The organism is Micromonospora sp. II (assembly GCF_001709195.1).
Taxonomy (GTDB): Bacteria; Actinomycetota; Actinomycetes; order Mycobacteriales; family Micromonosporaceae; genus Micromonospora; species Micromonospora chalcea.
In genome coordinates this window covers 196,733-220,237 of the sequence record NZ_LYXF01000035.1, presented here as the reverse complement: position 1 = coordinate 220,237, position 23,505 = coordinate 196,733, and the positions used below count along the sequence as shown (strand labels likewise).

Sequence of the window (23,505 nt, the reverse complement as noted above, 5' to 3'; positions counted from 1 at the left end):
CGGAGATCTTGGTACGAAATGGCCCCCATAGGGGCCGTTCCCTACCAAGATCTCTCGGCTTTCCTGAGATTCGGAAAGCATTTCTCGCGTGTCGGGACCAGCAGCGGCAGCGGAGGCGAGGGCGGCCATCGAGGTCCCGGCATCCCGTGGCACCGGGCTGGACCGCCTCGCCCTCTGACCGCCACCCCGCTGCCGACGACAGGCGACGCAGCTAGGCATTACAGCTAGGGCCGCAAGTGCAAGATCGACGTTGGGACCGGGCGGGGCGAGGTCGAGGGCGGGACGGGGCACGGCCGACGTGAACAAGGCCGAGGGCCGGGCAGGCGCAGCCTAACCAAGAGGCGTGGGCGGGCGCAGGGGCTAGAGGGGGGACTCCAGGATTCGCTGGACGACCGTGCGGGAGTGGCGGCCGGTGCGCAGGTACTCGTCGAGGAACTCGCCCTGGTCCTCGCGCCCCAGCAGCCGCACCACCCCGGCCAGCTCCACCCCGTGCCGGGGCAACTGGTCCCCCGCCCGGCCGCGTACCAGCATCAACGCGTCGCGCACCTCGGCGGCGAGCGTCCAGCCGGCGGCCAGCTCGGCGGCGTCGGTGGCGTCGAGCAGCCCGGCGTCGCGGGCGGCGGTCAGGGCGTCGAGCGTACGGGTGCCGCGCAGCTCGGGGATCCGGCCGGCGTACCGGAGCTGAAGCAGCTGCACGGCCCACTCGACGTCGGCGAGCCCGCCCCGGCCCAGCTTGGTGTGGGTGGCCGGGTCGGCGCCCCGGGGCAGCCGCTCGGTTTCCACCCGCGCCTTGATCCGGCGGATCTCGATGACCTGCTCGCGGGTCAGCCCGTCGGCCGGGTAGCGCACCGGCTCGATCATCGCCTCGAACTCGGCGCCCAGGTCGGCGTCGCCGCAGACGAACCGGGCCCGCAGCAGCGCCTGCGCCTCCCACACCCGCGACCAGCGCGCGTAGTACTGCGCGTACGCGGCGAGGCTGCGTACCAGCGGGCCCTGCCGGCCCTCGGGGCGCAGGTCGGCGTCCACACCGAGCGGCGGGTCGGGGGCGGGCGCGGACAGCAGCCGGCGCAACTCCTCGGCGATGGCCTGCGCCGCCGCGCTCGCGGTGCTCTCGTCCACTCCGGGCGGCGGGTCGTAGACGAACAGCACGTCGGCGTCGGAGAGGTAGTTGGACTCGTACCCGCCGAGCCGGCCCATGCCGATCACCGCGAAGCGCAGGCCGGGCGGTCCGGGGTGGACGGTACGGGCGGCGCGCAGCGCGGCGGCCAGCGTGGCGTCGGCGACGTGGGACAGCGCGGTGCCCACCGCCGTCACGTCGACCACTGTGGGCCGCCGCTCGCCGCCGCCGACCGGGCGCGGGGTGAGCGGCGCGAGTGAGCCGGCGCGGCTGAGCACGTCGGCGGCGGCGATGCGGACCAGTTCCCGGCGGCGCAGCGCACGGACCGCCCGGATCGCCTCGACCGGGTCGTCGTGCCGGGCAGCGGCCGCGGCGAACCCGTCGACGAGCGTCTCGCGCGGGCGCGGGGTCAGTTCGCTGTCCTCGGCGAGCAGCCGCAGCGCCTCCGGCTCGCGGGACAGCATGTCGGCCGCGTACCGGGACGAGGAGAGCACCCGGGCCAGGCGGCGCGCCACCGGGCCGGAGTCGCGCAGCAGGCGCAGGTACCACGGTGTGCTGCCGAGCTTGTCGGACACCTGCCGGTAGTTGAGCAGGCCGCGGTCCGGCTCGGGGGCGTCGGCGAACTCGTCCAGCAGCACCGGCAGCAGCGTGCGCTGGATCGCGGCGGTACGGCTGACACCGCCGGTGAGCGCCTGCAGGTGCCGCAGCGCGCCGGCCGGGTCGGCGAAGCCGAGCACCTCCAGCCGGTGCCGGGCCGCCTCGGGCGTGAGCCGCAGCCCTTCGGCCGGGACCCGGGCCACGGATTCCAGCAGCGGCCGGTAGAGCAGTTTGGCGTGCAGCCGGCGTACCTCGGTGGCGTGGGTGACCCACTCGGCGCGGAACTCCTCGACGGCGCTGCGGCCCGGCGTGGCCGCGTAGCCGAGCGCGGCGGCGAGCCAGCGCAGCGCGGCCGGTTCGGTCGGCACGGTGTGGGTGCGGCGCAGGGCCTGGAGCTGGAGCCGGTGCTCGACGGCGCGCAGGAAGCGGTAGCCGCGCAGCAGCGCCTCCCCGTCGGCGCGGCCCACGTAGCCGCCGGCCACGAGCGCGCGCAGCGCCGGCACGGTGCCCGGCACCCGCAGCGACTCGTCGCCCCGGCCGTGTACGAGCTGGAGCAGCTGGACGGCGAACTCGATGTCGCGCAGCCCGCCCGGACCGCGCTTGATCTCGCGTTCCAGCTCCTTCGGCGGCACGTTGTCGAGGATCTTGCGGCGCATGGACCGGACGTCCTCGACCGCCTCGGGGCGTTCGGCGGCGGTCCAGACGAGCGGGGCGAGCGCCTCGATCCACTCCCGGGCCAGCTCCAGGTCACCGGCGGCCGGGCGGGCCTTGAGCAGCGCCTGGAACTCCCAGGTGCGGGCCCAGCGCTTGTAGTAGGCGAGGTGGCTGGCGAGCGTGCGGACCAGCGGGCCCCGGTTGCCCTCGGGGCGCAGCGCCGCGTCGACCGGCCAGGCCACCAGCCCGCAGATCTGGATCAGCCGGGTGGCGATCTGGGTGGCGGCGGGCAGGTCGTCGTCGGTGGCGGAGACGAAGATGACGTCGACGTCGGAGACGTAGTTCAGCTCGTCGCCACCGCACTTGCCCATCGCCACCACGGCCAGGCGGGGACGCGGCGTGCCCTCCGGCAGCTCGTCGGCGGCGATGTCGTAGGCGGCGGCCAGCGTGGCGTCGGCCAGCCCGGACAGCGCCGCCATGGTCTGCTCCAGGCCGCGCCCGCCGGTCAGGTCGGCCGCCGCGATCCGCAGCAGCGCGAGCCGGTACGCCTGCCGCAGCAGCGGGACCGCGCCGGTCATGTTGGTGAGCCGGGCGGCCACGCTCAGGTCGAGCCGGCCGTCCGCGGTGGGGGCGAGCCCGTCCGGCTCGGTGGCCAGCACCGCCCACTGCCCCGGGTTGGCGACCAGGTGGTCGCCGAGCGCGGAGGAGGCGCCGAGCACCGCGATCAGCCGGCGGCGCAGCCCGGGGTCGGCGGCCAGCGCGTCGCGTACGGCCACCTCGTCGCCGGAGCGCCGCTCGGACTCGACCAGCCGGTGCAGCTGACGCAGGGCCAGGTCCGGGTCGGCGGCGCGGGACAGCGCGGCGAGCAGTTCGGCGGCGCGTTCGTCGGCCGGCTCCTGCGTCTCGGGCCGCCACAGGTCGAGCCCGTCCGGGCCGAGCAGGTCGGCGGCGCGCGTGGCGCCGTCCCCCTCGGCGAATCCGTAGCGGGCCAGGCGCCCGCGGGCCGGCCGGGTCACCGTCAGGCCCCGAGCAGCGGCAGGCTGCGGCGCGGGTTGTCGTCGCCGAGTTCGCCGAGCGCGAGCGCGGCGAACCGGATCGCGAACGGCTGCCACGCCTCCTCGACGTCGGCCATCACCCGGTCGCAGGCGGCCACCACCAGTTCCGGGTCGTAGTCCAGCTCGGCCAGCACCGCCGAGTCGCGGGACCACTCGGCGATCATCGCGGTGTCGCACTCGATGTGGAACTGCAGGCCCCAGGCCCGGTCGCCGAGGCGGAACGCCTGGTGCGGGTAGCGGGTGGACGCGGCCAGCAGCGTCGCGCCGTGCGGCAGCTCGGTGATCTCGTCGGCGTGCCACTGGAGCACGTCGGGCATCAGCGGCACGTACCGGAACAGCGGATCGTCCTCGGCGGCGTCGCGCCGGCCCACCAGGGCCGGGCCGATCTCCGGCCCGGACGGGCTGCGCTCGACCAGGCCGGCGTGCGCGGTGGCGAGCAGTTGCGCGCCGAGGCAGATCGCGAGCGTGGGCACCCGCTGGCGGACCGACTTGCGCAGCAGCCCCTCCAGCGCCGGGAACCAGGGCGCGCCGGGGGCGCCGTCGGACCCCGGGTACGCCTGCTGGTCGCCGCCGAGCACCACCAGCGCGGCGTATCCCTCCAGGTCGGCGGGGAGCGCGTCACCGGCGTGCGGACGCAGCACGCGCAGTTCCAGGCCCCCTTCGGTGAGCCACTCCCCCAGGCGGCGGAGGTCGTCGGTCGGGTCGTTCTCGATCACCAGCGCGGTCGCCACGACGTCGAGGCTAACCGGTGCGGCCGACAGGGCACGGTCCGGCAGGCCCTAGGCTCGCGATCGTGCCCGACGACTGCCTGCGCCCACCGGCCCTGCGTCCCGGCGACGCGGTGATGCTGGTGTCCCCGTCCGGACCGACCCGTCCCGAGCGGGTGGCCCGTGGCATCGAACTGCTCACCGGCTGGGGGCTGCGTCCGGTGCCCGCGCCGAACGCGTACGCCCGGCGGGGTTACCTGGCCGGCGACGACGCGCTGCGGGCCGCGGACCTGAACGCGGCGTTCGCCGACCCGGAGATCCGTGGGGTGATCTGCACGCGGGGCGGCTACGGCGCGCAGCGGGTGGTGGACCTGATCGACATGGCGGCGGTACGCCGGGACCCGAAGGTGGTGGCCGGGTTCTCCGACATCACCGCGTTGCAGTTCGCGCTCTGGCGGGGCGCCCGCCTGGCCGGGGTGCACGGGCCGGGGGCGGCGTGGCGGGACGAGCGCACGCCGCTCCGCTCGGCGGAGTCGCTGCACGCCGCGCTGACCAGCGCCGAGCCGGTGACGGTGGCGGCGGTCGAGGCGGAGGAGACGTACCCGGTGCGGGTGCCCGGCCGGGCCGAGGGCCGGCTGATCGGCGGCAACCTGTGCCTGATCACCGCGTCGATCGGCACGCCGGACATGCCGGACCTGACCGGTGCGATCCTGCTGGTCGAGGAGGTGCAGGAGCCGCCGTACAAGATCGACCGGATGCTCACCCACCTGCGTCGCTGCGGCGCGCTGGACGGGATCGCCGGGGTGGCGGTGGGCCAGTTCACCGAGTGCGCGGACGGCTGGGACACCACTGTCGTGGACGTGCTCACCGACCGCCTGGGCGACCTGGGCGTACCGCTGCTCGGCGGCCTGCCCATCGGCCACGGCCCCGCCCAGCTCACCGTCCCGGTGAACACCCCCGCGGTCCTGGACGCCACCACAGGCACCCTGACGGTGACCTCCGCCGTCCGCTGAAGCCGAGCCCCGGCGCCGGCCCGGCCCCGGCCCCGGCCCCGGCGATCATGAAGTTAGCGGCAGTTCAGAGATCCACAACTGCCGCCAACCTCATGATCAACGCGGCGCGGGCGGGGTGAGGTGGGCTACCGCGCCGATCTCCAGGGCTGCCCAGACCGTGCCGTCGGGGGTGACCGTGAGGCCATGGGGCTCCGACGCGGGGGTGGGCAGATCGTGGGCGGTGATGTGGCCGTCGGGGTCGAGGTGGGCGATGCGGTTGGCGCCCCACTCGGTGAACCAGCAGCCACCGGCCGGGTCGGCGACGATCGCGTGCGGGCGCGCCGCGCGGTCCGGCAGCGGGAACTCGTCGATCCGCCCGTCCGGCGTGATCCGGCCGACCTGCCCGGCGGCGATCTCGACGAACCAGAGCGCGCCGTCGACACCCCGGGTGATGCCGACCGGCCCGGCCGCCTCGGTGGGCAGCGGATGCAGCGTCACCGACCCGTCCGGGTCGATCCGGGCGATCGCGTTCGCCTGGTTGAGCGTGAGCCAGAGCGCGTCGTCCGGCCCGGCCGCGAGCATCGACGGGAAGCCCTTCTCGACCGGCAGCGGGAAGGACGTCACCTCCCCGTCGACGCTCACCCGGCCGGCCGTGTCGTCGTTCATGCCGGCGTACCAGAGCGCGCCGTCCGGGCCCGCCGCCAGCCCGCACGGGCCGCAGCCGGGCGGCAGCGCCACCGAGCCGGTCTCACCGTCGACGGTGATCCGGCCGAGCCGGTCGTCGCCCGAGCGGGTGTACCAGAGCGCGCCGTCGGGGCCGCCGACGATGATCAGCGGGCGGCTGCCGGGTGGGTCGTCGCGGTAGGTCCGCACCTCACCGTCGGGGCCGAGCCGGGCGACGCCGCCGGAGCCGGCCAGCGCCAGCCAGAGCGCGCCGTCGGGCCCGACCGTGATCGAGTACGGGCCGGAGCCCGGCCCGGTGAGCGGGATCTCGCGGATGGCAGGCTGTGTCATGGCGTGGCCTTTCATCGGGTTTCGCCCAGCCTCGCGGCCGCTCCGGCACACCGGCAACACGAATAAAACGGGCCTTCCGGACGGGATTGCCAGCCTGCTGACAGGTTCGCCACGGGTTGCCCTCAGTTCCGGGGCTCACTGTCGGTGACGTCATCGCACCACCACCGAACAGGAGAATCGCATGATCCGCACGATGTCGAAGAAGCACCTGCTGGCCGGCCTGGCCGCTGCCGGCGTGCTCGGCGTCGGGATCGCCGCCCCGACGGTGGCGCTCGCCGACGACAAGAACCCGAAGCCGTCCTCGAGCGCCAGCAGCACCGACCAGGGTGACGAACGCCGCCAGAAGCACGCCGACCGGCAGGCCGAGTTCGCCGAGGCGCTCGCCAAGGAGCTGGGCGTGTCGACCGACAAGGTCACCGCGGCGCTGGAGAAGCTGCACGAGCAGCGGCAGGGCGACCGCCCGGAGCGGCCGGAGCGGCCGTCGACCGAGGACCGGCAGGCGGCGCTGAAGGAGCGCCTGGACCAGGCCGTCACCGACGGCAAGCTCACCCAGGAGCAGGCCGACGCGGTGCTCAAGGCCACCGAGGCGGGCGTGTTCCCGGGTGGCCCCGGCCACGACGGCAAGGGCGGCCCGCACGGCGAGCGCGGCAAGGGCGGCCCGGACGGCAAGTGACCGCACGGCCACGCCGTTTCCCGCCGGCCGGCCCTCCTCGTGACCGGCGCCGGCGAGGCCACCGCCTGACACCAGGCGGGCGGGACAGAGGCGCCGCACCGGGGCTCCCCGGTGCGGCGCCGGTCGCCGTCCCCGTGACACCGCGGCCGGCGGCACGGGGACGGCAGTAAATCAGCGAGCTGTCGCGTACGCGGCGCAGCCGATGAGTTCGAGGGAGACCTGGAGTCGCTCGAGGCTGATGTTCTTGGCGATGGTGTCCTCCGGGGTGTGGTACGGCGGCTCCAGCAGCGCCGGGCTCGTCTCACCCCGCCAGGAGAAGTTGGCGCTGGCGATGCCGACCTCCTGGAAGGACTGGTGGTCGCTGGAGCCGCGCTGCGTCACCGGCGACATCCGCGGGTCGTAGCCGAGGCGTACACCGGCGGCGGCCACCTCGTCGGTGGCCCGGTTGGACTGGCCGGTGAAGGACAGCAGCCAGTAGAGGGTGGCCGGGTCCCAGCTCGTGGCGACCATGTCGTTCTGGTACACCGCCAGGAAGCGGTCCCGCTCGGCCTGCGGGAGCTGCCGGACGTGGTGACGCGAGCCGAGCAGGCCCTGCTCCTCCGAGCCCCACAGCGCGAACCGCAGGGTGGCGTCGACCGGGATCGCCTTCATCACCCGGGCCAGTTCGAGGCAGAGCACCGTGCCGGAACCGTCGTCGTTGGCGCCGGGGGCGCCGATGACAGTGTCGTAGTGGGCGCTGACCATGACGACCGGCCCGTTCGCGCCGGACCGCCCGACCCGCTCCGCGATGACGTTGTGGGACGTCAGGTTGCGGTGCGCGACGGTGGAGATCGTGAGCGTGAGCCGCCCGGCCGCGAGCAGGGCACGCAGCCGCTCCTTCTGCGCCTGCGCGACGCCGACCACCGGGATCGGCACCGGCGTGCCCGCCGAGCCCGGCAGGGTCGGCGAGAACGCGCTGCTGCGCCGGGGCGGCACCCCGTCGGCGGCGAGGAACACCACGGCGGCCGCGCCGCGCGCCACAGCGGTGGCGACCAACTGCTCGCGCCGGGCGGCCACGTAGTCGACGAGCACGATCTGGCCGGTGACGCTCGCCGGGTAGTTCTCTTCAGCACCCGCGCCCACGTCCACCACGTCACCCTGGACTGTGGTGTCCAGCGCGGCCTGCGGGGAGGCGCCGGCCTGCCAGTTCAGGTCGGTGGGCAGCCCGGCCGGCGAGGCGAGCTGGGCGAGGAACTTGTCCGCCACCGCGAACGGCTCCAGCCGAACCTGGTAGCCGAGGCGGTCGAGCTGCTTGGCGATGTAGTCGGCGGCACGCCGCTCCGAGGCGGTCCCGCCGATACGCGGCCCGATCTCCTCGCTGAGGACGCGCAGGTGCGCCAGCGCCCGCTCGGCCGAGACCTGGGCGATGATCTTGCGATCGTCCGACGTGAGCGCCGGCTTCCGGCTCGATCCGGGGCGCTTGTCGTCGGCCGCCCAGGCCGGCGCGGGCAGGGCCACGGTGGCGGCGCCACCGAGAGCGATGGTCAGCATGCGGCGTCGGTTCACAGTGGATCCGGTGATGTCCGTGGCGGGGGAAGAGGGGTGGCCGTCGTTGGTCATACGCTTCTCCTGACTGTGCGAGCCGGCCGGCGTTGGCCGTCCGACTCGGAGGATCTTGAACATAACCCGAGGTAGGGGGCGCATCCAAGATCCTCTCCGGCGATCACCGGACCCGACATCGACCGGTCTCTCGCCCGCCGTCGCTCCACGGTGGCCGGCCGCCACGGGTGGACGGACCGGGGTCAGCCGCCGGCCGGCGGGGTGAAGACGCCGAGCAGGTTGCCCGACGGGTCGCGCAACAGGGCCCGCACCAGACCGGCCGGCGTGGTCACCGGCCCCGTCACCACGACGCCGCCGGTCGCCTCGGCCCGGCGGCAGATCTCCGCGACGTCCGCCACCTCGGCGTAGAAGATCGCGTAGTTGCCGGCGTCGGTGCCCCGGATCGCGCCGCCGATCCCCCGCTCACCGCCGGCGGTCGTCTGCCGGTACGACCCGGCCGGGCCGCCCTGCTCCTCGAAACTCCAGCCGAACAGGTCGGCGTAGAACCGCTGCGCCTCGTCCGGGCGGTCGGAGCTGATCTCGAACCAGGTCACGGGCGTGCTGGACATGCTTCCTCCTGAGGTTCGCGCCGGCGGTCGGCCGGCGTCGTCAGGAATCAGCGTGGTACCGGGACACGACAGCGTCCTGTCGGTGTTTCCACAGGGATCAGACCAGGGTGAGCGGGCGCACCCGGTCGACCGGCACGTCGAGGTCGCCCGCACGCCACTCCCGGGTCACCGGCTCGGCGAGCGGACGCACCGAGCGGATCCGGTCGGTGCGGAAGCAGCGCACACCGTCGCGCAGCCGGCACCAGGCGACCAGGTACCAGTGCACCGAGTTGCCCAGATAGGCCAGCGGCTCCACGTCGCGTACCGAATCGGCGCCGTCGCGGTCGGCGTACCGCAGGCGCAGCACCCGCCCGGCGGCGACCGCGTCGGCGACGACGGCCGGGACGGGCGTGCCCGGCCCGTCGCCGACCAGGTGCACCCGGCCGGCGAGCCGGTGCGCCTCGGCCACCGCGGCCGGTGGCATCACCGCGACCAGCTTGCGCAGCGCGGCGCCGGCCGCCGCGGCGAACGGGGAGCCGCCGAGCCGGTGCAGCGCGACGGCCATCGCCACCGCCTCGGCCGCCGTCAGGTTGACCGGCGGGAGCGTGCGCGCCCGGTCGACGACGTAGCCGCCGGCGCGGCCCGGCTCGGCCCAGATCGGCACGCCCGCGCCCTGCAACGCGGAGATGTCCCGCTCGACGGTGCGGGTGCTGACCTCGAAGCGGCGGGCCAGCCAGCTCGCGCTGCGCGGGCGCGGCGACACCGCCCGCAGCTCCTCGACCAGGGCGTAGAGGCGATCGGTGCGGTTCACCCCCGGACGCTAACCCGGGGGTACGACACCGCTCAGGCGATGCAGGCGCAGACGATCAGCGCGGCGCCGAAGTGGGTGGCGGCGCTGATTTTGGCGGCCGGGTGCGGCTCCTCGGCGGCGATCACGTCGCCCAGCCGGCCCGGGGTGAGCAGGTCCAGCACCAGGAACGCCAGCGCCATCACCAGCAGGCCGACCAGCCCGAAGACCACCGTGGAGGCGAGCCCCTTGGTGAACGAGCTGTAGCTGGTCAGCACGGCGGTGAAGACGATGCCGGCGATGCCGAGCTGGTTCGCGGCGAGCAGCAGCGCGGCGTTGCCGTTGCGGCGTACCCAGATCAGCTCCCGCAGCTTGCCCGGGGTGAGCACATCCACGAGCAGGAACCCGGCGGCCATCAGCGCCACCCCGACGATCCCGAACACGATGCTCTGCCACGCCCCGTCGAGCAGGTCTCCCAGCACCCAACGCCTCCCCGGCTCACCCGCCCGGCGAAGGTGCCGGGACGGTGCCGCAGACGATAGCGGCACCGTGCCAGGATGATCTAGAGAGACAGGTAGCGCTGCCGCTCGTACGGGGTGACCTCGCGGCGGTACTGCTCCCACTCGGCCCGCTTGTTGCGCAGGAAGAAGTCGAAGACGTGCTCGCCGAGCACCTCGGCGACCAGCTCGGAGCCGGCCATCACGTCGATCGCCTCGGCCAGGTTCTCCGGCAGCGCCTCGTAGCCCATGGCGCGGCGCTCCGCGCTGCTCAGCGACCAGACGTCGTCCTCGGCGCCCGGCGGCAGCTCGTAGCCCTCCTCGATGCCCTTGAGGCCGGCGCCGAGCATCACCGCGAACGCCAGGTAGGGGTTGGTCGCGGAGTCCAGCGAGCGGACCTCGACCCGGGCCGAGTTCGGCTTGCCGTACGCGGGCACCCGCACCAGCGCGGACCGGTTCAGGTGACCCCAGCAGACGTACGCGGGGCTCTCGGTGATCCGGTCCGGCAGCGCCTGCGGGAACAGCCGCTTGTACGAGTTGACCCACTGGTTCGTCACCGCGGTGTACTCCCGCGCGTGGGTGAGCAGCCCGGCGATGAACGACTTGGCGACCTTCGACAGCTTCATCGGGTCACCGGCGTCGTGGAACGCGTTGCGCTCCCCCTCGAACAGCGACAGGTGGGTGTGCATGCCGTTGCCGGGCTGGTCGGTGAACGGCTTCGGCATGAAGCTGGCCTGCACGCCGGTGGAGAGCGCGACCTCCTTCACCACGTGCCGGAAGGTCATGATGTTGTCGGCGGTGGTGAGCGCGTCGGCGTAGCGCAGGTCGATCTCCTGCTGGCCGGGGGCGACCTCGTGGTGGCTGTACTCCACCGAGATGCCGATCCGCTCCAGCGCCAGCACCGCCTGGCGGCGGAAGTCCCGCGCGACGGCGTGCGTGGTGTGCTCGAAGTAGCCGCCGGTGTCCACCGGGATCGGCACCGAGCCGTCCTGCGGGCCGTTCTCCAGCAGGAAGAACTCGATCTCCGGGTGGGTGTAGAACGTGAAGCCCTTGTCCGCGGCGCGGGAGAGCATGCGGCGCAGCACGTGCCTCGGGTCGGCCCAGGACGGGCTGCCGTCGGGCAGCGAGATGTCGCAGAACATCCGGGCGCTCTCGCCGCTGACGCCGCCCTCGAACGGGAAGACCTGGAACGTCGTCGGGTCCGGCATGGCGACCATGTCCGACTCGAAGACCCGGGCGAAGCCCTCGATCGCGGAGCCGTCGAAACCGATGCCCTCGTCGAAGGCCGCCTCCAGCTCCGCCGGGGCCACCGAGACGCTCTTGAGCGTGCCGAGCACATCGGTGAACCACAGCCGGACGAAACGGATGTCCCGCTCTTCCAGCGTACGGAGGACGAACTCCTGCTGACGGTCCACTTCCACCCCTCGTTACACGTACGTCCGCACCGGCGCCGGGCCGGCTCGGCCTGACCGCCCAGTCTCCACCGGGCTCGTTACGCCGACGTTACGCCCTCCCCGGCCGGCCGTCCCGCCGTGTCCGCCGCGCTGGGACGCGCGGGCCGGCACGCCTGTCTGCCCCAACCGGTCGGATTCGGCCGGGAGGGCTGGGGGAAGATGAGGACATGCCCACCCTGCGTCTCGCTCTGTGCCAGGTCAACCCGACGGTAGGCGACCTCGCCGGCAACGCCGGCCTGGTCCGCGAGTGGACCCGCCAGGCGGCCGGCTCCGGCGCCCAGCTCGTCCTGTTCCCCGAGCTGATGCTGACCGGCTACCCGGTCGAGGACCTGGTCTTCCGCCGCTCGTTCGTGGCCGCGTCCCGGGCCGCGCTGCACCGGCTCGCCGCCGACCTCGCCGCCGACGGCCACGGTGACCTGCCGGTCCTGGTCGGCTACCTGGACGCCGACGGCCCGCCGCAGGTCAGCTCCGACGCGGAGCCGGGCAAGGGCGCCCGCAACGCGGCGGCGCTGCTGCACCGGGGCGAGGTCGTCGCCACCTACTTCAAGCACCACCTGCCCAACTACGGCGTGTTCGACGAGGACCGCTACTTCGTCCCCGGTGACACGCTCACCGTGGTGCGCGTCGGCGGGGTGGACGTGGCGCTGACCATCTGCGAGGACCTGTGGCAGGCCGGTGGGCCCTTCGCGGCGGCGCGGCAGGCCGGCGTCGGGCTGGTGCTGAGCATCAACGGCTCGCCGTACGAGCTGAACAAGGACGACGTGCGGCTGCCGCTGGTGCGCCGGCGTGCCGCCGAGGCCGGGGCCGCGATCGCGTACGTGAACATGGTCGGCGGCCAGGACGAACTGGTCTACGACGGCGACTCGATGATCGTCGCCGCGGACGGCACGCTGCTGGCCCGGGCGCCGCAGTTCGTCGAGCACCTGCTGGTGCACGACCTGGAGCTGCCGGCGGCGGCCGGGACGCCCGGCGAGGCCGGTGGGCTCAGTGACGGCATGCGGGTGGTCCGCGGCGAGGTGGCGACGATCCCGGCCACGCCGCCCGGACCGGCTGCGGACGGCGGGATCATCGAGCCGGTCGCCGACGAGGCCGAGGTGTGGCACGCGCTGGTGCTGGGCCTGCGCGACTACGTCGACAAGAACCGCTTCCCGTCGGTGGTGCTCGGCCTGTCCGGCGGCATCGACTCGGCGGTGGCGGCGGCCATCGCTGTGGACGCGGTCGGCCCGGAGCGGGTCGTCGGCGTCTCGATGCCCAGTCAGCACTCCTCCGAGCACTCCCGCACCGACGCGGAGGACCTGGCCAAGCGCACCGGCCTGGACTACCGGGTCGAGCCGATCCAGCCGATGGTGGACACGTTCCTGGCGAACATGTCGCTGTCCGGGGTGGCGGTGGAGAACCTCCAGGCCCGGGTACGCGGCGTGATCCTCATGGCGCTGTCGAACCAGGAGGGCCACCTGGTGCTCACCACCGGCAACAAGAGTGAGCTGGCGGTGGGCTACTCGACGTTGTACGGCGACTCGGTGGGCGGCTACAACCCGGTCAAGGACGTCTGGAAGACGCTGGTGTGGCGGCTGGCGAAGTGGCGCAACGCCGACGCGGCGCGCCGCGGGCAGACGCCGCCGATCCCGGAGAACTCGATCGGCAAGCCGCCGTCGGCCGAGCTGAGCCCCGGCCAGCTCGACAGCGACACGCTGCCCGACTACGACGTGCTCGACCCGATCCTGATCGGCTACGTCGACGGCGACCTGGGCCGCGACGGCCTGGTCGAGTCCGGCCACGACCCGGCCGTGGTGGACAAGGTGCTGCGGATGGTGGATACCGCCGAGTACAAGCGGCGGCAGTCCGCGCCCGGCACCAAGATCTCCATGAAGGCGTTCGGGCGGGACCGGCGGCTGCCGATCACCAACCGGTGGCGCGAGGACGGCTGACCGCTCCCCGGCCGGGGAGTGACATCCTCCACTCCGATCTGCCCGCGGGCCGTCGCCCGGTGCGACGATCGCGGGGAACCCGGGGACCGCGTGCGCGGCCTCGAGGAAGGAGATTGTCATGGTGGAGTCCACCCCGGCCGAGGTGACGGCGCTCTACGGCGGCCCGGCCACCCGGCGGGTACGCACCCGCGACCTGATCGCCGCCAAGGAGCGCGGCGAGCGCTGGGCGATGCTCACCTCGTACGACCAGTACACCGCCTCGATCTTCGACCAGGCGGGCATCCCGGTGCTGCTGGTCGGCGACTCGGCGGCGAACAACGTGTTCGGCTACGAGACCACGCTGCCGGTGACCGCCGAGGAGCTGCTGCCGCTGGTCCGCGCCGTGGTGCGGGCCACGAAGCAGTCGCTGATCGTCGGCGACCTGCCGTTCGGCTCGTACGAGGAAGGCCCGGCGCAGGCGCTGCGCACCGCGGTGCGGTTCATGAAGGAGGGCGGCTGCCACGCGGTGAAGCTGGAGGGCGGACGCCGCTGCGCGGCCCAGATCGAGGCCATCACCGGCGCCGGCATCCCGGTGATGGCACACATCGGCTTCACCCCGCAGAGCGAGCACACGCTCGGCGGCTACCGGGTGCAGGGCCGGGGCGAGGCGGCCGAGGAGGTGCTCGCCGACGCGCGGGCGGTGGCCGAGGCGGGCGCGTTCGCGGTGGTGCTGGAGATGGTGCCGGGCGAGGTCGCCAAGCGGGTCACCGCCGAGCTGGCCATCCCCACCGTCGGCATCGGGGCCGGCCCGGACACCGACGGGCAGGTGCTGGTGTGGCAGGACATGGCCGGGCTGCGGACCGGCCGGGCGCCCCGCTTCGTGAAGCGCTACGCCGACCTGGCGGGCGCGCTCACCGACGCCACCCGCCGGTTCGCCGACGAGGTACGCGGCGGCGATTTCCCCGCGGCCGAGCACACCTTCTGAGGGTGTAAGGAAGGGCCCCTTCTTAACGCCTGGCGTAGAGGAGGGGCCCCTTCTTAACACGCGCGCGCGCCGCGCGCCGCGCGCCGCGCGGCGCGCGGCGGTTCAGAGGTCGGTGACGCGGATGCCGGCGTGCGCCTTGTAGCGCTTGTTGATCGCGATCAGGTTGGCGGTGAACGCCTCGATCTGGTGGGCGTTGCGCAGCCGGCCGGCGTAGATGCCCCGCATGCCGGGGATCCGCGCGGCCAACGCGGCCACCACGCCGGCCACCTCCCGGTCCTCGGTGCAGATCAGCACGTCGAGGTCGATCCGGTCGATCTGCGGGTCGGCCAGCAGCGGCGCGCTGACGTGGTTGAACGCGGCGCACACCCGGGACTCGGGCAGCAGCCCGGCGGCCTGCTGCACCGCGCTGCCCTCTGGTACGTCGAGCGCGTACGGGCCCTGCTTGTCGAAGCCGAGCGGGTTGACGCAGTCCACCACGATCTTGCCGGCCAGCGGCTCGGCGAGCGCGGCGACGGTGACCGCGTGCCCGTCCCACGGCACCGCCACGATCACCACGTCGCTGCGCCGGGCCACGTCCTCGTTGTCGCCGCCGGACACGATGGCGCCGTCGGGCACCCCGGGCAGGGCGGCGATCTCGGCGGCGGCCTGGGAGGCCCGCTCCGCGGTGCGGGAGCCGATCAGCACGCTCTGCCCGGCGCGGGCGAACCGGTAGGCGAGACCTCGTCCCTGGTCGCCGGTGCCACCGATGATGCCGACGGTCAGCCCGGAGACGTCGGGCAGCGTGGTCGCGTCGTAAGCCATGCGCTCATCCTCGCAAAGCGAGGCGGCGTGCGGTGCATCCCGATGCTGTGACAATGGCCGCTGGTCAGGCCCGTTCGAAGGCGACCCGGCGCTGGGCCGGGTCGGCGACGGTGAGGCGTACCCGGACGCGCTCGCCCAGCGGCAGCTCGCCGGTGCAGCGGGCGCGGACCGGCGGCTCGTCCAGCGCGATCGTGCCGCCGGGCGGTCGGCCGGACCGGCCGTTGCCCGCCGGGCGCGGCTCGTCGACGTCGAGCACGGCCGCCTCGAACGTCTCCCCCACCCGGTGCGCGAGCAGCACCGCCTCGGCCAGTTCCACGGCGCCGCGGCTGGCCGCGCCGGCGGTCCGGTCGGTCGTGGCCATCACCTCGGGCAGCTTCGGCAGCGCGGCCCGCACCTGCTCGGGCACCTCCCGGCCCTCGTGCAGCGCCAGGCAGACCTCGGTGGCGTAGCGGTCGGCCAGCCGCCGCAGCGGCGCCGTGACGTGCGCGTACGCGGCCGCCACCCCGCCGTGCTCGGGCTGCTCGGGCAGCTCACCGTCGAACGCGGTGTACGCGGCGCCGCGCATCAGCTCGGCGGCCTGGTCGACGAAGGCGGCCACCCGGGGCTGGGAGGTGTCCAGCCCGTCGAGCACCTGACCGACGGGGGTGCCGTCCGGCCAGGGCACGCCGAGCGGGCCGGCGGCCAGACGCAGCCGCTGCACCGCCTCCGCGCGGGGACTGGGCATGGTGCGCAGCAGCCCGATCCGGCCGGCCAGCATGATGTCGGCCGCCGCCATCCCGGTCAGCAGCGAGATCTGGGCGTTGTGCTCCTCCATCGGGCCGGGGCCGCGCAGCACCAGCCGCCACCCGTCGCCGTCGGGCTCGACGTCCTGCTCCGGCAGCGGCAGGTTGATCGCGCCCCGGCTCAGGCCACGGGCGGTGAGCAGCGCCCCGATCTCGGGCAGCAGGGCGATCGGCTCGGGCAGCCGGCCGGCGTCGGCGTCGCGCTGCACGCCGCCGTAGTCGAGCTTGGCCCGGCTGCGCACGAGCGCCCGCTCCAGCGTGACCGCGACGGTGGCGCCGTCGGCGTCCAGGTCGAGGGTCCAGAGCACCGCGGCCCGGTCGGCGTCGGGCAGCAGGCTGGCCGCTCCCTCGCTGAGCGTGTGCGGGTGCAGCGGCACGTTGCCGTCGGGCAGGTAGACCGTCTGCCCCCGGCGCCACGTCTCGGCCTCCAGGTCACCGCCGAGGCGTACGTGGGTCAGCACGTCCGCGATCGCGTACCGGACGCGGTAGCCGCCGCCGGGACGGCGGGCGAGGTGCATGGCCTGGTCGAGGTCGCGCGAGGTCGCCGGGTCGACGGTGACGAACGGGACGTCGGTCCGGTCGGCGACGGCCGGTGGCGGCGCGGCTGCGGCCGCGTCGGCCTCGCGCTGCGCCGCGGCCGGGAAGCTCTCGGGCAGTCCCAGCTCGCGGCGCAGCGCGCCGAAGTCGATACGGGGCGCCAGTACGCGTCGGATCACCACGTGGTCAATCCTGACAGCGCCCCGCTCGTTCCGCCCTTCGGGGCGAGCGCCGTGTCCGTGCGGCGCCCCGCGGGAGGGCGGCGGGGGTCAGGCGCGGCGGGCCGGCGCCTTCCGGGCGGTGCTCTTGGCGGTGGTGGTCTTGCGGGCGGGCGCCTTCTTGGCCGCCGTGGTCTTCTTCGCCGTGGTGGTGGTCTTGCGCGCGGTGGTGGTCTTGCGCGCGGGCGCCTTCTTCGCCGCCGTCTTGCGCGCCGTGGGGCGGGTCGAGGCGGTGGCCTTCTTCGCCGGAGCCTTCTTCGCCGCTGTGGTCTTCTTGGCGGCGGTGGTCTTCTTCGCCGCCGCGGTGACCTTCCGCGCTCCGGTCGCCTTCGTCGCCGCCGCCGTCTTCTTCGCGGTCGTCTTGCGGGCCGGCGCCTTCTTCGCGGTGGTGCTCTTGCGCGCGGTGACAGTCGACTTCGCCGCCGTGGTCTTACGGGCGGCGGTGGTCTTCTTCGCGGCCGTCGTCTTCTTCGCCGCGGTGGTCTTCTTCGCCGTCGTCTTCTTCGCGGTGGCCTTCTTGGCGGGCGCGCTCTTGGCGGTGGCCCGGCCGGCCGGCGCCGTCCGGGTACCAGCCTTCTTCGCGGCCGTCTTCTTGGCGGTCGTCCTGGTGGTGGCCTTCGTGGCCGGCGCCCCGCGGACCGCCGACACGACCTTCTTGGCGGCCGCCTTCTTCGCCACCGCCTTCTTCGCCGGCGTCCGTCCGGCGCCGGCGCCCGAGGCGTTCGGCGACGCCTTGGTGACCGTCGTCGACCTGCCCGCGGCGGTCCTCTTCGCGGTCGTCCGTTTCGCGGCCGGGCGGGTGGCCTGCTGTGCTTCGGCCATCTCGGTTCCCTTTCCTGGGGACGTGCTCCCGCCCTCGCGGGAGCACGGATCACCTCGACGCGGGCCCTCCCGCGCCGTCTAGCGGCCCTCCCCGGCCCAACGGGCGTCCTCGGCGTCCCACGCGTCGTTCCGCTCCCGCACCGTCTGCAGGGCGTTGTCCGCGTCGGCGGCTGAGGCGTACGGTCCGAGAACGTGCCGTGCGGGACACACGTCGGCATCGGTCTCGACCCGGTGGTGTCGCGTGCACCAGTAGTAGTGCCCACCACTTCCGTCGTCGCTCATGCGATCACTGTGCACTGGTAACCGCCCGTCCGCCACCGGAACGGCCCAAATAGTCACGCTTCTCCACATTAGACCTGGTCGGGACGGTTGCGGTGGGGAACCGCGCAAGCCCGTCCTCGTCCGAACGGCGGGTACCGCCAGTGGTGCGAACCGGACAGGATCGGCGCTCGTGATCACCATGACGACGGGCACGGGGGCCTGTCCGCGCTGCGGCACGACGCCGGTGTCGCTGGACGGGGCGTTGCCGTGGTGCCCCGGATGCGACTGGAACCTCGACACCTACGACGCGCGCCGCCAGGCGCCCGAGTTCGGCTGGTCGCCTGTCGACCGGCGGACCCACCGGCTCGCCGCGCGGCTCACCCGTCAGCAGTACGCCGCCCTGGTCGCCCGGTCGCTGAAGTCGACCGGGCCGGGGTTCGCCGGCCTCCTCGTCACCGGCATCTCGGTGCTGCTCCTGCTCGGTGTGGCCGGGCTCGCGGTGGCCGGCGTGTGGCTGCTGTTCGCGTACCCCTTCCCGAACCTCGCCGTGGTCGGCGGCGTGGCGCTGATCGCGCTGGCGGTGGCGCTGCGCCCGCGCTTCGGCCGGGTCGACGGCGACCTGGACGTGCTCACCGCGCAGGAGGCGCCGGAGCTGCACGCCCTGGTCCGCGAGGTGGCGTCCGCGGTGGGCGCGCCGATGCCGCACGTGATCGGCGTCGACGGCGGCATCAACGCGTACGCGACAGCGGTCGGGCTGCGCCGGCGGCGCGTGCTCGGCCTCGGGCTGCCGTTGTGGGGCGCCCTGGACGGGCCCGCGCGGGTGGCGCTGTTGGGGCACGAGCTGGGCCATTTCGTCAACGGCGACGTACGGCGCAGGCCGGTCACCCAGCCGGCGCTGACCATGCTCGGCAACGCCGCCGACCTGTTCCGGCCCCGGGGCGGCTCCGACGGCGGCGGGCTGCTGGTACGGCCGTGACGCTCACCGAGGAGCGGGCCGCGCGGATCGACGCCGAGCTGGCACGGCACTACGAGCGGGCGGGCCGGGCGCTGAGCTGGAACTCCTGACCCTTCAGGCGAGAGCCGGGACGGGCGCGGCGGCCGCCGCCGGCCGGGCCGCCGCGATCGCGTACGCCAGGACGTAGGGCGTGCACGCCAGGTAGAACATCGGCTCGACGAACACCCGGTCGGTGATGAGAAACCGTTCCCAGCCGGTCGGCCGGGGCAGCCCGAACGACGAGTCGGTCCAGCAGGTGAACAGCCACAGCGGCGCGGAGATCCGGTCCACCGAGTCCGGCGGCAGGCCGTCCGCCACGGGCGCGCCGGCCGGGATCGAGGTGACCACCGCGAGCACCACCGCCGCGTCGGCCGCCACCAGCGCGCCGAGCAGCCCGGCCAGCCACGCGGCCCGGACCCGGCCCCGGCGTGCCAGCGCCCCGGCGACCCACAGCGCCGCGACCAGCAGCGCCAGCCAGAGCAGCACCCCGGGCGCCTTCTCCCCCACCCGGCTCTCGCCCCGGGCGGCGAGCAGCGCCGACGTGGCGGTCACCGTCGCGGCGATCGGCAGCACCACGTCGAGCGCGGTGGGCAGCGCCCCCACGCGTACGGTCCGGCGCGCGGCCCGGGCGACGACGAGCGCGAGCGCCACGCCGAGCAGCGCGGTGAGCGCCGACCAGGCCGGCAGTTGCGCGGCGGCGCGCATCTCCAGCCACCCGTGCGCCAGGGCCATCGCCGCGGCCGCGGCCACGAGGACCGCGAGGCAGGCCGGCGGCGCGAACAGCAACACCCCGGCGGTACGCGCCACCCGCCGGGTCACCACGCCGGGTCCGCGCCGGCACGTTCGGCGGGTACGAGGGCACGCAGCTCGGCCAGCGCCAGCCGGGCCGAGCGGATGCCCTCCCCGGTGAGGCGGTAGTAGCGGCGGGCCGGGCGGCCGGCGGCGACCGGGTCGACGGCCTCCCAGTCGGCGGTGAGCCAGCCGGCCGCCTGGAGGCGGTGCAGCACCGGGTAGAGCGTCCCGCTGGGCAGGCCGGTGAGCCGCATCAGGTCGAGGCCGTAGCGCGGCGCCTCGGGTTCGGCGAGCAGCGCCGAGAGCACCTTCGCCACCGGGATGGTCAGTCGCACAGCGGCACTCTATCGGAACTCTACATAGCATGGATGCACCGTCTTGCCGGGACGGACGGCGATCGGCGATGGACGGCGTGGTCCCTCCCGCGGGACCGGTGGCCCGTCCGGAGGGCCCGCTCAGGTGGATCACCGGTGGTCCGTGTGCACCTCGCGCCTCCATATGCGAGCCTCGACGGACGAATCCGCTGTCGCGCTTCCAGCGGACAGCGGCCCGAGTTGGGGAGAGAAATCGTGGGCAACCTTGACATCGCGCTGAAGAACGCGATGAACATCGACGGCGCGATCGGCGCCGCGCTCGTCGACTACACCAGTGGCATGACCCTCGGCGTCGCCGGTGGCACCGGCGAGATCGACCTGACCGTCGCCGCCGCCGGCAACACCGACGTCGTACGCGCCAAGCTGCGCACCATCGAGATGCTCAAGCTCGACGACGAGATCGAGGACATCCTGATCACGCTCGGCAGCCAGTACCACCTGATCCGCCCGCTGAGCAACCGCACCGGCAAGGGCCTGTTCCTCTACCTGATGGTCAGCAAGAGCCGGGCCAATCTCGCGATGGCGCGGCACCAACTGCGCACGATCGAGGAGAGCCTGGAACTGTGAGCCGGGTGGACGACCTCCCCCGCCGTACGCGCCCCCAGACCGGCACCCTGCCGCCACCACGCGCGCTTCCGCCCTCGCTGGCCGGCAACCCGACCCTGCCGTACCCGGCCATCGCCCAGGAACTGTCCGCGCTGCGGTTGCAGATCCCCGGCGTGCACGGGTGCGTCCTCGGCGGCGTCGACGGCCTGCTCGTCACGCACAACCTGCAGAACGGCGCCGACCCGGACGACCTGGCCGCGCTCGCCGCCACCACGTACGGGCTCGGCCGCCAGGTCGGGCTCCGGCTCGGACAGGGCGACTTCCAGCAGTCCACGGTGCGCAACGCGGGCGGCTACCTCAGCGTGTACGCGATCAACGGCCAGGCCCTGCTCGCCGTGGTCGGCACGGACAGCATCAACGTGGCGCGCCTGCACCTGCACGCCCCGACCACCGCGGCCAAGCTCGCCGAACTGCTCGACGGCGCCAGCCCCGCCACACCCTGACGTACGCCGGCCGCCTCGGTCCCACCCGTCCGAATCGAGCCGGCCGGCGTACCCCAGGTTCGGCGGCTCGTGCGCGGCGGTCGCCCGCTCCGGCGCGGCGGTCGCGTGCGCGGCGGGTCAGACGCCGAAGCGGCCCGCCCACGTGGTCACGTCGGCCACCGTGGCGTTGCCGCCGCAGAGCACCAGGCCCAGCCGGGCGTCGCCGCCGACCCGCTCGATCACCCGGCGGGCGGCGGGCAGCAGGCACCCGGCGGCCGGCTCGGCCCACACCTTGGCGTGCTCGGCCAGCTCCAGCGTGCCCCGCACCGCCTCGGCGTCGGAGACCACGAGGACGTCGCTGACCAGCGCGGTCACATGATCGTAGGTGAGCTGCGAGACGGTCGGCGCGCTGAGCGTGGTCACGATCGACGACAACGGCACCTCGACCGGGCCACCCTTCGCCAGGGCCTGCGACATCGCCTGCGCGCCCTCGGTCTCCACGCCCCAGACGCGCACCCCCGGCCGCCGCGCCCGCAGCGCCGCCGCCACGCCCGAGATCAGCGCACCCCCGCCGATGCTGACCAGCACGTCGGTCAGCTCACCGGCGTCGTCGGCCAGCTCCAGCCCGACAGTGCCCTGCCCGGCCAGCACGATCGGGTCGTCGAACGGGTGCAGCAGCGTCACACCCTCGTCCCGCAGCCGGTTCATCAGCGCGAACGCGCCGGCCATGTCCTCGGTCAGCCGCACGTCCGCCCCGGCCCCGCGGGCAATATCGACCGCGCGGGCGGGCGCGCTGCGCGGCATCACCACGGTCGCCGCCACCCCGAGCGCCCCGGCCATCACCGCGACCGCGATGCCGTGGTTACCGCCGCTGACCGCCACCACCCCGGCCGCCCGCTCGGCGTCGTCGAGCGCGAGCAGCTTCGCCGCCGCGCCCCGGGCCTTGAACGATCCGGTACGTTGCAGCAGCTCAAGCTTGGCGGTGACAGGTACGCCGAGCAGCTCGGACAGTCCCGGGCTGGGCAGGGTCGGCGTGTGCACCACGACGTCGGCGATCCGGTCGGCGGCCGCCTGGATGTCCGCAAGCTCGATCACCACCGCAGCGTGCCACAGTCGGCCCGCCGACCCTCTCCCCGCCCTCCCGCTCTCCCCGCCCTCCCCCTCCCCCGCCCTCCCGCTCTCCCCGTCGATCTTGAAGTTGTGGTGCCTGCCGAACTTCGCGGAACGGGGCGTTCTGGGCGCCACAACTCCAAGATCGACGGGAGCCGGGACGGGCCGGGTGCCTCGGCGCCTGGGCTCGGTCGCTGTCACGGGCGGGTGGCGGCCACCTCGGCGTCGCTGCGGAGGATGCAGAACTCGTTGCCCTCCGGGTCGGCGAGCACCACCCAGCCGGTGCCGTCGGTCTCCCGCCGGTCGGCCACCACGGCCGCACCCAGCCCGGTCAGCCGGGCCAGTTCCTCGTCGCGCGTCCCCTCGACCGGACGCAGGTCGAGGTGGATGCGGTTCTTGACCTGCTTCGCGTCCGGCACCTCGATGAACAGCAGGCGGTGCCGCCCGTCCCGCGAGTAGATCATGCACTCCTCATGGCCCGGCTCGTTCGGATCGTCCGGGTCCTCGCGGTAGTCCAGAACCGATGCCCACCAGCGGGACAGGGCATAGGCGTCGGCACAGTCCACGGTGGTGTGGGACACGTAGGAGGTCACACCTGATCATCGCAGAGTGGCACGGGTTGCAGCGCCGGCGGCCATGGCGGTTGGCGACGAGCGAGGACGTGCTACAACGCACTCATCCCGAGGATGCTGGGAGGACCGGCAATGGCGAGCCCGTTCGGCCGACGGGAACTCAAGTTGGTCCTGGCGGTTGTCCTGGGCACCCTTCTGGTCGGCGGCGGGATGCTGCTCCACGATCGGCTGAGCACGGCGATCGACGAGCGGGTACTCGCCGGCGCCGAGACGACCGGCCAGGTGGTTCACGTCGAACGGTTCAAGATCAGCCGATCGTTCGCCGCCACGAGGCTGACTGTGGACTACACGTTCGACGGCATACGGCACCGGAAGCGGTTCTCCAGCGAACTCGACGAGAGTGAGTTCCACGTCGGGGACGTACTCGATGTACGCGTCGACCGGACGGATCCGACCAGGGCTGCCACGCCTGACGGGTACGCGACGGAGGATCTTCTCCTGCAGGCGCCGACCGTGCTGGCAGGCCTGGGCCTCGCCGTGATCGCGATCTCGCTCGCGCTGCTCAGAAGAGATCCCCCACCCCACGAATATCCTCGCTGAGCACGGATCCCGATGGGCGGAACCGGAACTACTACCAGCACAAACGCCC

At 74.0% G+C, this 23,505-nt stretch carries 24 protein-coding genes; 8 read left to right on the top strand and 16 right to left on the bottom strand.

The features are described from left to right. Positions 1-360 precede the first annotated feature (360 nt). Both A8711_RS18945 and A8711_RS18940 read right to left on the bottom strand, forming a co-directional pair. Entirely contained in the window at positions 361-3,384 is a 3,024-nt protein-coding gene (locus A8711_RS18945; RefSeq protein WP_069088975.1) for a bifunctional [glutamine synthetase] adenylyltransferase/[glutamine synthetase]-adenylyl-L-tyrosine phosphorylase, read from the bottom strand. Positions 3,385-3,386: 2 nt separating this feature from the next. Continuing rightward, positions 3,387-4,154, bottom strand: a complete 768-nt coding sequence (locus A8711_RS18940; protein ID WP_069088974.1) for a type 1 glutamine amidotransferase — start codon at positions 4,152-4,154, stop codon at positions 3,387-3,389. 113 nt (positions 4,155-4,267) lie between these two features. Here A8711_RS18940 and A8711_RS18935 point away from each other — a divergent pair, with 113 nt between their 5' ends. Continuing rightward, entirely contained in the window at positions 4,268-5,143 is an 876-nt protein-coding gene (locus A8711_RS18935) for an LD-carboxypeptidase (RefSeq protein ID WP_369830120.1), read from the top strand. Between the two features lie 96 nt (positions 5,144-5,239). Here A8711_RS18935 and A8711_RS18930 read toward each other — a convergent pair whose 3' ends face one another. After that, positions 5,240-6,136, bottom strand: coding sequence for a virginiamycin B lyase (locus tag A8711_RS18930; protein WP_069088973.1), 897 nt, complete (start codon positions 6,134-6,136; stop codon positions 5,240-5,242). A gap of 181 nt (positions 6,137-6,317) precedes the next feature. Here A8711_RS18930 and A8711_RS18925 point away from each other — a divergent pair, with 181 nt between their 5' ends. Then, the gene (locus A8711_RS18925; protein ID WP_069088972.1) at positions 6,318-6,809 is read left to right on the top strand and encodes a hypothetical protein; all 492 of its coding nucleotides are present in this window, start codon (positions 6,318-6,320) and stop codon (positions 6,807-6,809) included. 171 nt (positions 6,810-6,980) lie between these two features. Here A8711_RS18925 and A8711_RS18920 read toward each other — a convergent pair whose 3' ends face one another. The 5 genes from A8711_RS18920 to glnA form a co-directional block, all read right to left on the bottom strand. Beyond that, entirely contained in the window at positions 6,981-8,408 is a 1,428-nt protein-coding gene (locus A8711_RS18920; protein ID WP_051611414.1) for a M28 family peptidase, read from the bottom strand. Positions 8,409-8,590: 182 nt separating this feature from the next. Continuing rightward, positions 8,591-8,956, bottom strand: a complete 366-nt coding sequence (locus A8711_RS18915; protein WP_064448280.1) for a VOC family protein — start codon at positions 8,954-8,956, stop codon at positions 8,591-8,593. Positions 8,957-9,053: 97 nt separating this feature from the next. Next, entirely contained in the window at positions 9,054-9,746 is a 693-nt protein-coding gene (locus A8711_RS18910; RefSeq protein WP_069088971.1) for a YafY family protein, read from the bottom strand. A gap of 32 nt (positions 9,747-9,778) precedes the next feature. Beyond that, positions 9,779-10,204: a DUF350 domain-containing protein gene (locus tag A8711_RS18905; protein ID WP_069088970.1), complete on the bottom strand. Its 426-nt coding sequence runs from the start codon at positions 10,202-10,204 to the stop codon at positions 9,779-9,781. Between the two features lie 80 nt (positions 10,205-10,284). Next, positions 10,285-11,634 (bottom strand): type I glutamate--ammonia ligase, encoded by a 1,350-nt coding sequence (gene glnA, locus A8711_RS18900; protein ID WP_036344036.1) that lies wholly within the window; start codon positions 11,632-11,634, stop codon positions 10,285-10,287. Positions 11,635-11,840: 206 nt separating this feature from the next. On the opposite strand from glnA, the gene A8711_RS18895 reads away from it, so the two are divergent. Continuing rightward, positions 11,841-13,601 carry an NAD+ synthase gene (locus tag A8711_RS18895; protein WP_069088969.1) on the top strand — a complete coding sequence of 587 codons (1,761 nt, stop codon included), beginning with the start codon at positions 11,841-11,843 and terminating at the stop codon, positions 13,599-13,601. Positions 13,602-13,719: 118 nt separating this feature from the next. Then, positions 13,720-14,565 (top strand): 3-methyl-2-oxobutanoate hydroxymethyltransferase, encoded by an 846-nt coding sequence (gene panB / locus A8711_RS18890; RefSeq protein ID WP_043329285.1) that lies wholly within the window; start codon positions 13,720-13,722, stop codon positions 14,563-14,565. A 102-nt stretch (positions 14,566-14,667) separates the two neighbouring features. Here panB and npdG read toward each other — a convergent pair whose 3' ends face one another. The 4 genes from npdG to A8711_RS18870 all read right to left on the bottom strand — a co-directional run bounded on the left by npdG (position 14,668) and on the right by A8711_RS18870 (position 18,007). Continuing rightward, positions 14,668-15,366: an NADPH-dependent F420 reductase gene (npdG, locus tag A8711_RS18885; RefSeq protein ID WP_069088968.1), complete on the bottom strand. Its 699-nt coding sequence runs from the start codon at positions 15,364-15,366 to the stop codon at positions 14,668-14,670. Positions 15,367-15,430: 64 nt separating this feature from the next. Then, positions 15,431-16,867 carry an RNB domain-containing ribonuclease gene (locus A8711_RS18880; RefSeq protein WP_069088967.1) on the bottom strand — a complete coding sequence of 479 codons (1,437 nt, stop codon included), beginning with the start codon at positions 16,865-16,867 and terminating at the stop codon, positions 15,431-15,433. Positions 16,868-16,954: 87 nt separating this feature from the next. After that, positions 16,955-17,725, bottom strand: a complete 771-nt coding sequence (locus tag A8711_RS31575) for a histone (RefSeq protein ID WP_083297053.1) — start codon at positions 17,723-17,725, stop codon at positions 16,955-16,957. A gap of 78 nt (positions 17,726-17,803) precedes the next feature. Then, positions 17,804-18,007 carry a hypothetical protein gene (locus A8711_RS18870; protein WP_018787041.1) on the bottom strand — a complete coding sequence of 68 codons (204 nt, stop codon included), beginning with the start codon at positions 18,005-18,007 and terminating at the stop codon, positions 17,804-17,806. Positions 18,008-18,185: 178 nt separating this feature from the next. On the opposite strand from A8711_RS18870, the gene A8711_RS18865 reads away from it, so the two are divergent. Beyond that, positions 18,186-18,962: a M48 family metallopeptidase gene (locus A8711_RS18865; protein ID WP_083297060.1), complete on the top strand. Its 777-nt coding sequence runs from the start codon at positions 18,186-18,188 to the stop codon at positions 18,960-18,962. Positions 18,963-19,055: 93 nt separating this feature from the next. Here A8711_RS18865 and A8711_RS18860 read toward each other — a convergent pair whose 3' ends face one another. Both A8711_RS18860 and A8711_RS18855 read right to left on the bottom strand, forming a co-directional pair. Next, complete coding sequence (locus A8711_RS18860) at positions 19,056-19,802, bottom strand: hypothetical protein (protein WP_233607655.1); 747 nt, start codon at positions 19,800-19,802, stop codon at positions 19,056-19,058. Beyond that, positions 19,796-20,107 carry a PadR family transcriptional regulator gene (locus A8711_RS18855; RefSeq protein WP_043329277.1) on the bottom strand — a complete coding sequence of 104 codons (312 nt, stop codon included), beginning with the start codon at positions 20,105-20,107 and terminating at the stop codon, positions 19,796-19,798. Before A8711_RS18855 ends, A8711_RS18860 begins: the two co-directional genes overlap by 7 nt. Before the next feature lie 234 nt (positions 20,108-20,341). Between A8711_RS18855 and A8711_RS18850 the strand changes: the two genes are divergently transcribed. Next, on the top strand, positions 20,342-20,713 hold the full coding sequence (locus A8711_RS18850; protein ID WP_013287772.1) for a hypothetical protein: 372 nt from the start codon (positions 20,342-20,344) through the stop codon (positions 20,711-20,713). After that, complete coding sequence (locus tag A8711_RS18845; protein ID WP_069088964.1) at positions 20,710-21,195, top strand: roadblock/LC7 domain-containing protein; 486 nt, start codon at positions 20,710-20,712, stop codon at positions 21,193-21,195. The genes A8711_RS18850 and A8711_RS18845 overlap by 4 nt, the downstream gene beginning before the upstream one ends. A gap of 117 nt (positions 21,196-21,312) precedes the next feature. Here A8711_RS18845 and A8711_RS18840 read toward each other — a convergent pair whose 3' ends face one another. Beyond that, positions 21,313-22,269 carry a threonine/serine dehydratase gene (locus A8711_RS18840; protein ID WP_069089121.1) on the bottom strand — a complete coding sequence of 319 codons (957 nt, stop codon included), beginning with the start codon at positions 22,267-22,269 and terminating at the stop codon, positions 21,313-21,315. Between the two features lie 212 nt (positions 22,270-22,481). After that, entirely contained in the window at positions 22,482-22,877 is a 396-nt protein-coding gene (locus tag A8711_RS18835) for a VOC family protein (protein ID WP_069088963.1), read from the bottom strand. Between the two features lie 111 nt (positions 22,878-22,988). On the opposite strand from A8711_RS18835, the gene A8711_RS18830 reads away from it, so the two are divergent. Further along, entirely contained in the window at positions 22,989-23,456 is a 468-nt protein-coding gene (locus A8711_RS18830; RefSeq protein ID WP_043329270.1) for a DUF3592 domain-containing protein, read from the top strand. Positions 23,457-23,505 lie beyond the last annotated feature (49 nt).